General features: G+C 66.9%; 12 protein-coding genes. 5 read left to right on the top strand and 7 right to left on the bottom strand.

Going from position 1 to position 11753, the window contains the following annotated elements; genetic code table 11:
* Window positions 1–189: 189 nt before the first annotated feature.
* Window positions 190–1992, bottom strand: coding sequence for an alkaline phosphatase family protein (locus IHE46_RS15080; protein ID WP_192165490.1), 1803 nt, complete (start codon window positions 1990–1992; stop codon window positions 190–192).
* A gap of 190 nt (window positions 1993–2182) precedes the next feature.
* The gene (locus IHE46_RS15075; RefSeq protein ID WP_192165489.1) at window positions 2183–2650 is read right to left on the bottom strand and encodes a DUF2147 domain-containing protein; all 468 of its coding nucleotides are present in this window, start codon (window positions 2648–2650) and stop codon (window positions 2183–2185) included.
* A 149-nt stretch (window positions 2651–2799) separates the two neighbouring features.
* On the opposite strand from IHE46_RS15075, the gene apbC reads away from it, so the two are divergent.
* From apbC to IHE46_RS15055, 4 genes are all read left to right on the top strand, one after another.
* Window positions 2800–3894 (top strand): iron-sulfur cluster carrier protein ApbC, encoded by a 1095-nt coding sequence (gene apbC / locus IHE46_RS15070; RefSeq protein ID WP_192165488.1) that lies wholly within the window; start codon window positions 2800–2802, stop codon window positions 3892–3894.
* Entirely contained in the window at window positions 3891–4427 is a 537-nt protein-coding gene (locus IHE46_RS15065) for an NADPH-dependent FMN reductase (protein ID WP_192165487.1), read from the top strand. The genes apbC and IHE46_RS15065 overlap by 4 nt, the downstream gene beginning before the upstream one ends.
* A gap of 94 nt (window positions 4428–4521) precedes the next feature.
* Window positions 4522–5088 carry a dCTP deaminase gene (gene dcd, locus IHE46_RS15060; protein WP_192165486.1) on the top strand — a complete coding sequence of 189 codons (567 nt, stop codon included), beginning with the start codon at window positions 4522–4524 and terminating at the stop codon, window positions 5086–5088.
* A gap of 84 nt (window positions 5089–5172) precedes the next feature.
* The gene (locus IHE46_RS15055) at window positions 5173–5703 is read left to right on the top strand and encodes a hypothetical protein (RefSeq protein ID WP_192165485.1); all 531 of its coding nucleotides are present in this window, start codon (window positions 5173–5175) and stop codon (window positions 5701–5703) included.
* A gap of 68 nt (window positions 5704–5771) precedes the next feature.
* Here the strand turns inward: IHE46_RS15055 and IHE46_RS15050 are convergent, their stop codons facing one another.
* The 5 genes from IHE46_RS15050 to IHE46_RS15030 are packed head-to-tail and all read right to left on the bottom strand — an operon-like array spanning window position 5772 to window position 10166.
* A complete protein-coding gene (locus IHE46_RS15050; RefSeq protein ID WP_192165484.1) occupies window positions 5772–6926 on the bottom strand; it encodes a S41 family peptidase in 1155 nt (384 codons plus the stop codon).
* 42 nt (window positions 6927–6968) lie between these two features.
* Window positions 6969–7634, bottom strand: a complete 666-nt coding sequence (locus tag IHE46_RS15045; RefSeq protein ID WP_192165483.1) for a response regulator — start codon at window positions 7632–7634, stop codon at window positions 6969–6971.
* Window positions 7631–9037, bottom strand: a complete 1407-nt coding sequence (locus IHE46_RS15040) for an ATP-binding protein (RefSeq protein WP_192165482.1) — start codon at window positions 9035–9037, stop codon at window positions 7631–7633. Before IHE46_RS15040 ends, IHE46_RS15045 begins: the two co-directional genes overlap by 4 nt.
* The gene (locus IHE46_RS15035) at window positions 9034–9498 is read right to left on the bottom strand and encodes an HIT family protein (protein ID WP_192165481.1); all 465 of its coding nucleotides are present in this window, start codon (window positions 9496–9498) and stop codon (window positions 9034–9036) included. The genes IHE46_RS15040 and IHE46_RS15035 overlap by 4 nt, the downstream gene beginning before the upstream one ends.
* Window positions 9495–10166 carry a dienelactone hydrolase family protein gene (locus IHE46_RS15030; protein ID WP_192165480.1) on the bottom strand — a complete coding sequence of 224 codons (672 nt, stop codon included), beginning with the start codon at window positions 10164–10166 and terminating at the stop codon, window positions 9495–9497. Before IHE46_RS15030 ends, IHE46_RS15035 begins: the two co-directional genes overlap by 4 nt.
* A 194-nt stretch (window positions 10167–10360) precedes the next feature.
* Between IHE46_RS15030 and rimO the strand changes: the two genes are divergently transcribed.
* On the top strand, window positions 10361–11698 hold the full coding sequence (gene rimO / locus IHE46_RS15025; RefSeq protein WP_192165479.1) for a 30S ribosomal protein S12 methylthiotransferase RimO: 1338 nt from the start codon (window positions 10361–10363) through the stop codon (window positions 11696–11698).
* The last annotated feature ends 55 nt before the right edge of the window (window positions 11699–11753 follow it).

Below are 11753 nucleotides of genomic sequence, written 5' to 3'. Positions count from 1 at the left end.
GTGCCCGGCCTGCTGGCCGACGGCTTCGGGAGCATGCGCTCGAATCGGCGACCCGGTCCAGTGCATCGATCATGAAAAAATGGCATACCCGTTTCGCATCCGGGCGAGCGAAGAAGCGTTCAAAACGCGTAATCGTGGAAGCCCATCCCACCTTCCGGCGAAGGAAAGCGGGATGGGCCCGGATGATGCTCAGTGGCTGGTCACGGTCAATGTGACGGGGCCGGCCAACACGGTGTAGCCATCGTCGTAGCAGTACCAGACGTTGTACGTGCCCGGCGACAGGCTGGAGGTATCGAACGTCACCGTGCCACTGCCGTTCGGCGCGTACTGCCAGCTCGCGGAACTGCCGTTGCCGGGGCCGCTGCCTGCGGCGTAGATGCCGACCCAGTTCTCACCGTTGAGCCGGCTGGCCGGCGTGGCGTAGTCGAAGTGCACGTAGGTGCCCTGGCTCACGCTAGGCATGGTGCTGGCGAGGCTGGGCGTGGTCACGGCGGCGGTGGCGACGAAGGCGTCGTTGATCGGCTGCGCGTACTGGTCGTTGTTGGTGAGCGGCGCGATGCCCAGCGCGTTCTCGATGGTGCGGCCGACGCTGAAATGGTTGTAGCTGGCATTGCTGGTGTAGCCGGCCTGCACCGCGCCCGGCGAGCCGACCAGGATGGTGGCGATGTGGTTGCCGCTGGTGGATTCCGATTCGTCCCAGGTGAGGATCAGCAGCGAGCGCTGCTGCGTCCACGCCGGCGAATTGAAGATGGGCTGCAGGGTCTGCTGCAACCAGCCGTTCTGCACCTGCAGGCTTTGCGCCGATCCGTTGCCGGAGGACTCGCCGTCGTAGTAGTCGTCCGCGGCGATCCAGGAGAAGTTCGGCGTGCTGGCGGCCGACTGCAGGTCGGTGGTCAATTGGGTGGTGTCGAACAGATGCGCCGCGCAACGCGTGGGGTTCGAGGAGATGTCGGTGAAGTTGATGAACGGCGCGTCGTCCGGTTCGTAGTAGCTGTCGTTGTTGTTGCTGGTATTGCACGGCGTGCCCATGCCCTGCTCATAGGCCTTCCAGGTCTTGCCGATGGCTTCGAGCCGGTCGCCGATGTGCTGCGCCGTGACCTTGATGTTCGGGTAGTAGATCGCGCCCTTCACGAAGGTGTCGCCGCCGGCGATCGCCAGGTAGTTCTCGTCGCTGGGGTGGTAGACGCCGCTGTAGTTGTCGAGCAGCGTGCCCTGGTTGGCGAGGCTGTTGATGAAGGGAGCGTCGGTGGTGTCGCCGATCACCGCGTCGTAGTCGGTGTTTTCCATCATCACCATGAAGACGTGGTCGAAGGCCGGTACGTGCGAGGGCGGCGCCTGCAGGGTGGCCGCCGTGACCGGCGTGGACAGCGTCAGCGAGAGATTGTCGGCATAGCCGATGTTGTAGGACGCCGAGGTGTCGTTGAACTGCAACAGCACGGAGATCGTGCGCGTGCCTGCCGGTACATTGCCGGTGGCCGATTTGGCCAGGAAGCCGGTCTTGTCGCCGCGCGCGGATGCGTTCGCGCCGGCAAGCTGCGCGGGCGTGCCCAGCGGCTTGCCGTTGGCGTCGAGAAAGGTCGCCGTGACCACGGCCTGCCCGTTGTAGGTGGTGTAGCCACCGAGCCAGCCCGAAAGCGAGTAGGTGATGGTGCCGCCGTCGATGGCGCCGGCGGCGCTGGACACGTCCACGTTCTGGCGCAGCGCGGAATCGCCATAGGGGCCGTCGGCGATGAAGGCGTTGCCGCCCGAGGCGTTGCCCGGCGTGCTGAAGCTGCCGATCGAGTAGCACACGGTCGACGGACTGCCTTGCGTCACCGTCCAGCCCGGCACGGTATTCACCGCCGACCAGTCGGCGGTGCAGGTGCCCGATTCGCCGCTGCCGTTCACCAGCAGGTTGCTGCTGGCACCGGCGGAGGCCGATGTGGCGAACAGTCCGCCAAGGCAGGCCGCCGCCAGCAGCACGCCCATGTTCGACTTGCGTTGATGTCGCATACCCCGCTCCCTTCGTGGTGTGAGAAGGGCGGGACAGTGCCGGGGAGACGATTGCGGATCGGCGACGGCTGGATGACAGCGTGCGGCTCATGTCGCGCGTTGTGATGCGCTGTGCTGTCGCGGCGTGAGAGGCTCGTGAAGCGTTCTTCCGCGCACTCTCCAGCCGAGAGTGCGCTGCACGTGCCGGGAATTACTCGGTGCGTTCCCACACCTGGCTGCGTCCCAGCAGGGAGAAGCCGATGTAGCCGTGCACGTCGAGCTTCTGCCCGTGGTCCTTCAGCGTGAGCTTCACCTTGTAGACCTTGCCGTTTTTGGGATCGAGGATCCTGCCGCCGTCCCACACGTCGTAGTCCCGCGTCACGCCCCACATGATGGTCATGCCGATGATGGGCTGGTCCTTGCGCGCGCCGTCGCACTGGGTGCACTTCGGCGGGTTGCCGTCGCGGGCGACGTCTTCCGGCGAGGCGTTCATCACCTGCAGCACCTTGGCCTGCAGTTGGCCATTGGACTCGGTGATCTGCAGGATCGAGGTCGGCTTGCCGGAGACATCGTCCACCTGCTTCCAGGTGCCGACCGGCGTGCTCACGTCGGCGGCGGAAACAGCTCCCGTCCCCAGCAGCAGGCCGAAGGCGAGGGCGAGACGGACAGCATGTTTCATGGCGACATTCCCCGTGCGTGACAGTATGGTTCGAGCCTGACGACGCCGGCCGGAGTCGTCAAGCTGCATCGCGCCAAGCTGGCGTTGCCGGACGGAGCCATGGCCATGGCTGGCATAATGCGTGGCTCCCCACCGTACCCAGACACGACATGACACAGGCGAACGAAGCCCTGGTGCGCCGACTGCTCGGCGAACTGACCGACCCCCACACCGGCGCGCCGCTGGCCGAGGCCGTACGTGCGGTGGGCGTGGACGGCGCGCGGGTGTCGGTGGACCTGCAGCTTGGCTATCCCGCCGCTGGTGCAGCCGCGGTGCTGGCCGCGCAGGCGAAGCAGGTGCTGGAAGCCGACCCCGCCATCGAATCGGCCGCCGTATCCGTCACCTGCCGCATCCAGTCGCACAAGGTGCAGGGCACGCTGGCGCCGTTGCCCAACGTGAAGAACATCATCGTGGTGGCCTCGGGCAAGGGCGGCGTGGGCAAGTCCACGGTATCGGCCAATCTGGCGCTGGCGCTGCAGGCCGAAGGCGCCAGGGTGGGCGTGCTCGACGCCGACATCTACGGTCCCAGCCAGCCGCGCATGCTCGGCATCAGCGGCCGGCCGGAATCGCCCGACGGCAAGAGCATCACGCCGATGCAGGCGCACGGGCTGCAGGCCATGTCCATCGGTTTCCTCGTGGACGAGGAGACGCCGATGATCTGGCGCGGCCCGATGGTGACCCAGGCGATGATGCAACTGCTCACCGATTCGCGCTGGGACCTGCTCGACTACCTCATCGTCGACCTGCCGCCCGGTACCGGCGACATCCAGCTCACCCTGTCGCAGAAGGTGCCGGTGGCCGGCGCGGTGATCGTCACCACGCCGCAGGACATTGCGCTGCTGGATGCGCGCAAGGCGCTCAAGATGTTCGAGAAGGTAGAGGTGCCGGTGCTCGGCATCGTGGAGAACATGGCCACCCACGTCTGCTCGAACTGCGGGCACGAGGAACACATCTTCGGCGAAGGCGGCGGTGCGCGCATGGCGGAGCAGTACGGCGTGCCGTACCTCGGCTCGCTGCCGCTGGACATCCGCATCCGCGAGCAGGCCGACGGCGGCACGCCCACCGTGGCGGCGATGCCCGATTCCGATCTCGCCGAGCGTTACCGCGAGATCGCCCGCAACGCTGCCGGTCGGTTGTCGCGCCAGCCGCGCAACAAGTCGCTGGGCCTGGGCAAGATCGTGGTGCAGGGCGCGCCCGGCGCATGAGCACCCCGCGGCGCGTGCTGTGCCTGTGCGGCAGCTTGCGGCGCGTGTCCTCCAACCGTGCCGCGCTGGAAGCCGCGCGGCAACTGGCGCCGGCGCCGCTCGATCTGGCGATGTACGAAGGCCTCGCCGCCCTGCCGCCGTTCAATCCCGACGACGAATGCGACCCGTTGCCCGTTCCCGTGCTGGCGTTGCGCGAGGCCGTGGGGCAGGCCGATGCGCTGCTGGTCGCCTGTCCCGAATACGCCCACGGCGTGCCCGGTGCCTTCAAGAACCTGCTGGACTGGCTGGTGGGCAGCCTGGAATTTCCCGGCAAGCCGGTGCTGCTGCTGAACGCGTCGGCGCGCGGCTCGCACCACGCACAGGAGGCGCTGGCCGAGATCCTGCGCACCATGTCGGCCGAAGTGCTGACGACGCAGCCCATGCCGGTGGCCTTGCCGGGCGCGGGCTGCACGATGGAGCAGGTGCTGGACAGCGCGGAACGCTGCGCGGAACTGCGTGCGGCGCTGGCTTGTCTGAAGGCCGAACTGGGTTGATTTGCCGCTCCGCTGGCGCCGCGCCTCCCCGACCATGTATTTTTGCCGTTTTACGCCCGGCCCGGCCGGGCGCCACGCCGATTGCGGAGCGCACGTGAGCATCAAGTCCGACAAGTGGATCCGCCGCATGGCCGAAGGCCACGGCATGATCGAGCCGTTCGAGCCGGGCCAGGTCAAGCAGAATGGCGAGGGGCGCATCGTGTCCTACGGCACCTCCAGCTACGGCTACGACGTGCGCTGCGCGCGCGAGTTCAAGGTGTTCACCAACATCAACTCCACCATCGTCGACCCCAAGGCGTTCGATCCGAACAGCTTCGTGGACGTGGTGTCGGACGTGTGCATCATCCCGCCCAATTCCTTCGCGCTGGCGCGCACGGTCGAGTACTTCCGCATCCCGCGCGACGTGCTGGTGGTGTGCCTGGGCAAGAGCACCTACGCGCGCTGCGGCATCATCGTCAACGTGACGCCGCTGGAGCCGGAGTGGGAGGGCCACGTGACGCTGGAGTTCTCCAACACCACGCCGCTGCCCGCCAAGATCTACGCCAACGAAGGCGTGGCGCAGATGCTGTTCTTCGAATCCGACGAGCCCTGCGAAACCAGCTACCGCGACCGCGGCGGCAAATACCAGGGCCAGCAGGGCGTGACCCTGCCGCGTACCTGAACGGCCACGCCGGCCCCGCGCGCCGGAGCTGCGGCGCGCACTAACATTGCAAAGTCACACGACCGCTTTTCGCAGGAGAACCCGATGATCCGTCTTTCCACCATCCTGACCCGAGTCGCCGCCGCGCTGGTGCTCGGCAGCGTGCTCGTGCTCGCCGGCTGTCACAAGAACAGCATCAAGACCCAGCAGGCCCAGACGGCCCAGTGGAAGGGCCGGTTCGACAGCACCGTGCAGGCCTACAAGGAAGGCCAGTTCGTGATCGACGGCGCGGTACTGTCCGCGGTCGATGCCGGCAGCCACTTCGCCTACCTCAAGGACACCGGCCACCTGCCCAAGACCATCCTGCTGGTGCCCAGCGACGACTACAAGATCCGCAAGGTGCATCTGGAGTACATGGCCCGCATGTCGATCGACTACGGCTTCACCGTGTACTACGACAAGGACGGCCAGCTCACCGAGATCAACGCGATCAACACCACTGCGCGCGAGCTGGAAGACCATCATGCGCCGGTGACGATCGGCAACGGCCAGGAGTGCAAGACGGCCGCCGGTTGCGACTCTGTCGACCAGGCTGCGCAGCAGCAGGGACAAGGGCAGGGGCAAGGACAGCACTGATTTAATCGGTGACCAACGAGAAGCCCGCGGAGCGATCCGCGGGCTTCTTGCTTTGTCGGCGGTCCGGTTTATTTCAATGCGTCGATGTGTTTCTGCATATCGTCCTTCCGCATGGGGTCCGTCTCGGACGACAGCATCTTCCTGAGTATCGTGAGTTGCGCCGCATCGAGCGCCTTCCCGGCCGATGTCTTGATGTCCGGCACGACGCCCACGCCCTCCCAGTCGCCGTGCGTCACCGGATTGATCGGACGTCCCGACGGCACGAACATCATGAAGTGCGCGCTCAGCCGGTGCGGCGCACCGGCATGCGCGGCGCCGGCCGTGGTCTCGCCGACGAGTTTCGCCCGGCCGGCGTTTTTCAGGGCATAGGCGAAGTCCTCGCATCCCGAAATGGTGTCATTGCTGGTGAGCAGATAGACGGGCCGCGCCTGCCCGTAGCGTTTGCCGGGCACGCTGGCCGTCGTCCAGCGCTCCTGCGTGCGATTCTCGTCGCGGAAGTAGATATCGTTGAGATGCGTGGGTTTGTCGAACAGGTAGCTTGCCAGCAGCATCACCGTGTCCGGGTCGCCGCCTTGGCATTGGCGCAGGTCGATGATCAACGCATCGGTATCGCCCAGCAGGGTCATCGCGGCGGCGATGCGCCCGGCCGCGGGCTGGGGCCGGCTGAACGCATGCAGGTCGAGCAGGCCGATGTTGAAATGCAGCCGGCCGACATTGGCGAAGCCATAGTTGAGCTGTTTCTGGTGCAGGGCCTCGTCCGCCTGTTCTTCCGGCGAGGGGCCGCCGTCCCGGCCTTCGGCGACCGCCTGCTCGAAATAGCGGACCTCCAGATGCTTGTCGTGGGTCTGGTCCTGCAGGACCCCGGTCAGGGTATCGGCGAATTTCTCGGCGCTGCCGATGGCATCGAAGTCTCCGTGCGAGAGGCGCGAGCGCAGATCCGCCCCGATCACGGCGGCTTTGTCCGGAAAGACATAGGCGCGGTCGAGGTTGGCGATGATGTTGTCGATGACCTCGCTGCGCATGGCTTTGTCGATGGCCATGTCCTTCTGCGGCGGTTCGTGCGGCGGCCCCGCATCCGGCCGGCCCACCCATGCCCGTACGGCGATGCTGCTCAACGCCGAGATGCCGACGGCGGCGGCGATGGCGATCTTGCGCTTCTTGTTCATCTCACTTCCCTCCAAATGGTTGCGTCGACGGCCGACGGACGCAGCCTGCGATGGCAATGTGAGGGAATCGTGGGTGTCGTGATCTCCGCGGATGCCGGGTCACAAGTCGACGCGGTAACCGAGCCCGTAGATCGAGTGGATGATCTCGACGTTCGGCAGCGCGGCGGCGAGCTTGCGCCGCAGGTTCTTGACATGCGTGTCGATGGCGCGGTCGCCGACGTCGAGGTTGTCGCAGCGGGCGATGTCCAGCAGTTGCGCGCGCGAAAACGCCGTGCCGGGCCGCTTCGCCATGGCCGCGAAGAGGTTGTATTCGCTCGGAGTCAGGTCGAGCGTCTGTGGACCGATGCGGATCGCGCGGGCGGCTTCGTCTATCTCCAGGAGCGGCGGGCGCGGCTCGGAGCCATGCGTGCGCCGCAGTATCGTCTTGATGCGCGCGACGAGTTCCCTCGGGCTGAACGGTTTGCAGACGTAGTCGTCGGCACCCGCTTCCAGGCCGAGCAGGCGGTCTATTTCCTCGACCCTGGCGGTCAGCATGAGGATGGGCACGTCGGAAAACGCGCGCACGGCCCGGCACAGCGCCAGCCCATCGAGCCCCGGCAGCATCAGGTCGAGCACGATCAGGTCGGGAGGGCTGCGGCGAATGCCGGCGAGGGCAGCGATGCCATCGGCAACTACCTCGGCGGTGAAGCCGGCCGCCACCACGTAGTCGGCGACGATGGCCGCAAGGTCGCTTTCGTCCTCCACGATGAGAATCGTCTGGCTCATCGGTCGTGCAGCTTCAAGGTAATCACGGCGCGCAAACCGCCCAGCGGAGAGGGAGAAAATTCGAGGCGGCCGCCGTGCGCGGCGACAATCTGCCTGCTCAGTGCGAGGCCGATTCCGGTACCGCCGGATTCCCGGCTGCGCGAAGCGTCCGGCCGGAAGAAGCGTTCGCCGAGCCGGTCGATGGAGGAGTCGGGGACGCCAGGGGCGGAGTCGTCGACGGTGATGCGCAATTCTCCGGCGGCCGCGGCGCCGCCCAGGGCGACGCGGCCGCCGGCTGCGGTGTAGCGCGCGCTGTTCTCGAACAGGTTGGCGGCGACCTGGCGTATGCGGTCGGCGTCGCAGTTCACGCGGGAATGCTCCGGTGCCGCGCCGATTTCAGGGTGCAGTCCGGCGGCGTGGAATCTGCCCGCAAAATCGCCGAACACCTCGCGCAGCAGCGGCCATACGTCGTGCGGGGCCATGTCGTAGGCGGTTTGACCGATATCGGCACGGGCCAGCTCGTAGAGATTGTCGATGAGCCTGCCCAGCGAGCGAACCTGCCGCTCCATCAGTGCGAGGTTCTCGGGCGTGACGGCACGGACACGGTCCTGCAAGCTTTCCAGTTGGGCCCGAAGCACCGCCAGGGGCGTGCGCAATTCGTGCGAAGTGTCCGCGATCCATTGCCGGCGCGCGCGTTCCGTTTCCTCGAGCCGAGCCGCCAGCTGATTGAAGGTGCTGGCAAGCTCGCCGAGTTCGTCGCGGCGGCGCAGGTCGATGCGGGTGTCGAATCGCGCTTTCTGGAGCTGGCGCGCGCCTGCGGCGAGTTGCGCGATCGGCCGGCGCAGATGCGCTGCGAACAGTGCCGCGATGGCGGCGCTCAGCAGCAGTCCGGCAAGCGCGACGAAGAGCAGGCGGTCTTGCTGATCGATCAGGAACGCGACAGCCAGCGCATCATCGGGATTCTGCGGCTGGGCCACCACCAGCGACCCGATCCGCTCGCCATCCACCATGAGCGGGTGTGCGCTCCGGTTGAGCGCGCCGACGGCGACCGTCACGGGGTTGGCGAGCGCTCCGGCCAGGTAGTCTCCCTGCCGGTCCACCAGGCCGATCCGATAGGCGACGCTCGTCGCTCCGGGTCGTGTGCCGAATGCCTCTAGCGCCCCCCGCGAATGCATGTATTCGTCGGGCAGCCATGCCTTGCGGTGCGAGGCGCCGGAAGGAAGAAACGACCAGTCGTGGTGCGCCAGGTATTTCGCTTCCAGCGTGGCGCTCAGGCCGTCGAGGAAGCCGGTGTCCGTGTCGGGCATTCCGCCGGAGAAATTGTCGAGCAGCTTCCACCGCGCCAGTTCGATGCCAAGCGCCCCCAGCGAAAGCATCGTCAGCCAGACGGCGAAGAACAGGCGGTAGCCGATGGACAGCTTCAAGTAAGCGGCGTCGCAGGCGGCACAGGATGGGTGCCGGACGTGCCGTCACAGCCAAGCGCATCGCGCAGCAGATCCAGCCGGCTTGCCATGGCATCGCGATGGTACGGTTCGCGTTCGCCATGGCCCCACACCGGCCCTGGCCAGGCCGCATCGCCCTGGGTCCGCGCCACCACGTGCAAGTGCAGCTGGCGCACGATGTTCCCCAGTGCGCCGAGGTTGAGTTTGTCGCAGGGGGCCACGGCGCGCAGCGCGGCGGCGCAACGATTCGCTTCCTGCCACAGCTGCTGCTGTTCCGCTTCGGTGAGGTCGGCCACTTCCACCATGCCTGCGCGGCGCGGCACCAGCACCAGCCATGCGAAGCGCGCGTCGTCCATCAGCCGCAGCTCGCACAGCGGCAGCATGGCGACGTGGCGGGTGTCGGCTTCCAGCCGCGGGTCGAGCGCGAAGGTCGCTTCGCTCATGCGCCAGCCAGTTGCTGGTCGAAGAAGGCCAGCGTGCGCTGCCACGCCAGTTTCGCGCTGGGCTCGTGGTAGTGCGCGTCGCCGTCGCGGTTGAAAGCGTGGCCGGCGCCGGGGTAGGTGAAGACGTCCATCTGCGGCAGCGCTTCGCGGTGCTGCGCCACCGCCTCGGGCGGGATCGAGGGGTCGTCCTCGCCGAAGTGGAACATCGCCGGCGCTTTCGGCTTCTCGACCAGGAAGGGCACGTTGCGCGCGCCGTAGTAGCTCACCGCGGGCAGCCCCAGCCGCAGCGCGGAAAGCAGGGCGATCGTGCCGCCCCAGCAGTAGCCCACCACGCCGACCTTGCCGGACGAGGCGATGGATTCGGCGGCGCTGGCCACGTCCTCCAGCGGGCGGTCCAGCCCCAGCTCGTAGACCAGCGCCTTGCCGCGCGCCATGCCCACCTCGTCGTAGTCCAGTTCCAGCCAGGACTCCAGGTGGTCGAAGAAGGCCGGCGCAATGGCGGTGTAGCCGGCGGCGGCGAAGCGATCGGCCACGCTGCGGATGTGCCCGGTGACGCCGAAGATCTCCTGCACCACGACAATGCCGCCCTTCGGCTTGCCTTCGGGCTGGGCGAGGTAGCCGCCGATGCATTGCGTGCGCGAGGTGGGGATATGGATGTGCTGACCCATGACGGTCACTCCCTGGCGGCGGTAGGGAGATTCTAGCTGGCGCGGGTGCGGGCGGCGGGTGAAGGTGCAGTGCTTCGACCCGCTTCCCGTCGTTTCGGTGAAGGTCGTAACGGCAGGCCGGCGCTCGTAGCCTTGGTCAAGGCCACATGCCCGTATAATTGGCCGTTTCCCCTTTGCTCACGGTTGCCGCCGCCATGTCGCAGGCCTCGCAGAAAATCGGTTTCGTCAGCCTCGGCTGCCCCAAGGCGCTGGTGGATTCCGAGCGCATCCTCACCCAGCTCAAGGTCGAGGGCTACGAGATCGTGCCCAGCTACGGCGAGGCCGACGCGGTGGTGGTGAACACCTGCGGCTTCATCGACGCGGCGGTGCAGGAGTCGCTGGATTCCATCGGCACCGCCCTGCACGAGAACGGCAAGGTGATCGTCACCGGTTGCCTGGGCAAGCGCGCCGAGCTGATCCGCGAGGCCTATCCCGACGTGCTCTCGATCAGCGGCCCGCAGGACTACGCCAGTGTGATGCACGCGGTGCACGAGGCGCTGCCGCCCAAGCGCAACAAGTTCCTCGACATCGTGCCGGACACCGGCATCAAGCTGACGCCGAAGCACTACGCGTACCTCAAGATTTCCGAAGGCTGCAACCACCGCTGCAGCTTCTGCATCATCCCGTCCATGCGCGGAGACCTCGTCTCGCGTCCGGTGGACCAGGTGCTGCTGGAGGCCGAGAGGCTGGTGAAGGGCGGCGTGAAGGAGCTGCTGGTGATCTCGCAGGACACCAGCGCCTACGGCGTCGACCTCAAGTACGCCGAGCGCGAATGGCGCGGCAAGGCGTACCGCACGCGCATGACCGAGCTGTGCGAAGGTTTGGCCGAACTCGGCGCGTGGACGCGCCTGCACTACGTCTACCCATACCCGCACGTGGACGAGGTGATGCCGCTGATGGCGGAGGGCAAGATCCTGCCGTACCTCGACATCCCGTTCCAGCACGCCAGCCCGCGCATCCTCAAGCTGATGAAGCGCCCCGGCAACATCGACAAGACGCTGGAGCGCATCCGCAACTGGCGCAAGCTGGTGCCAGACCTCACCATCCGCAGCACCTTCATTGTCGGCTTCCCCGGCGAGACCGACGCCGAGTTCGCGGAGCTGCTGGACTTCCTGCGCGAGGCCGAGCTCGACCGCGTGGGCGCCTTCGCCTATTCGCCGGTGGACGGTGCCAAGGCCAACGAACTGCCCGGTGCGGTCTCCGAGGAACTGAAGGAAGACCGCCTCGAGCAGTTCATGGCCGTGCAGGCGGAAATCTCCGCGGCCAAGCTGCAGCGCAAGATCGGCCGGACCATCAAGGTGCTGGTGGACGAAGCGAATGCCGGGGGCGCCGTGGCGCGTTCCGCCGCCGATGCGCCGGAGATCGACGGCACCGTGCTGATCGCCGACGGGCAGGGGCTCATGCCGGGCCAGTTCGTCGACGTGGTGGTCGAGGGTGCCGGCGAGCACGACCTGCATGCACGCCTCGCGCATCCCGCGCTGAAGATCGTTTGAGCGTGCGGCCAGCGATGGCCGCTTCTGGCGTGGATGCGAAGCGTGGAATGCATGC

The sequence above is a fragment of the Rhodanobacter sp. DHG33 genome, from assembly GCF_014843005.1.
In the GTDB taxonomy this organism is placed as follows: Bacteria; Pseudomonadota; Gammaproteobacteria; order Xanthomonadales; family Rhodanobacteraceae; genus Rhodanobacter_A.
The sequence above is the reverse complement of the archived record's forward strand: the minus strand, read 5'-3'. Positions and strand labels throughout refer to the sequence as shown.

Excerpts from the sequence above, each read along its gene's own strand:
- IHE46_RS15080 (WP_192165490.1), bottom strand. The coding sequence starts at position 1,992 with ATGCGACATCAACGCAAGTCGAACATGGGCGTGCTGCTGGCGGCGGCC.
- IHE46_RS15065 (WP_192165487.1), top strand. The coding sequence starts at position 3,891 with ATGAGCACCCCGCGGCGCGTGCTGTGCCTGTGCGGCAGCTTGCGGCGC.
- IHE46_RS15045 (WP_192165483.1), bottom strand. The coding sequence starts at position 7,634 with ATGAGCCAGACGATTCTCATCGTGGAGGACGAAAGCGACCTTGCGGCC.
- IHE46_RS15055 (WP_192165485.1), top strand. The coding sequence starts at position 5,173 with ATGATCCGTCTTTCCACCATCCTGACCCGAGTCGCCGCCGCGCTGGTG.
- IHE46_RS15030 (WP_192165480.1), bottom strand. The coding sequence starts at position 10,166 with ATGGGTCAGCACATCCATATCCCCACCTCGCGCACGCAATGCATCGGC.
- IHE46_RS15035 (WP_192165481.1), bottom strand. The coding sequence starts at position 9,498 with ATGAGCGAAGCGACCTTCGCGCTCGACCCGCGGCTGGAAGCCGACACC.
- apbC (WP_192165488.1), top strand. The coding sequence starts at position 2,800 with ATGACACAGGCGAACGAAGCCCTGGTGCGCCGACTGCTCGGCGAACTG.
- rimO (WP_192165479.1), top strand. The coding sequence starts at position 10,361 with ATGTCGCAGGCCTCGCAGAAAATCGGTTTCGTCAGCCTCGGCTGCCCC.
- IHE46_RS15075 (WP_192165489.1), bottom strand. The coding sequence starts at position 2,650 with ATGAAACATGCTGTCCGTCTCGCCCTCGCCTTCGGCCTGCTGCTGGGG.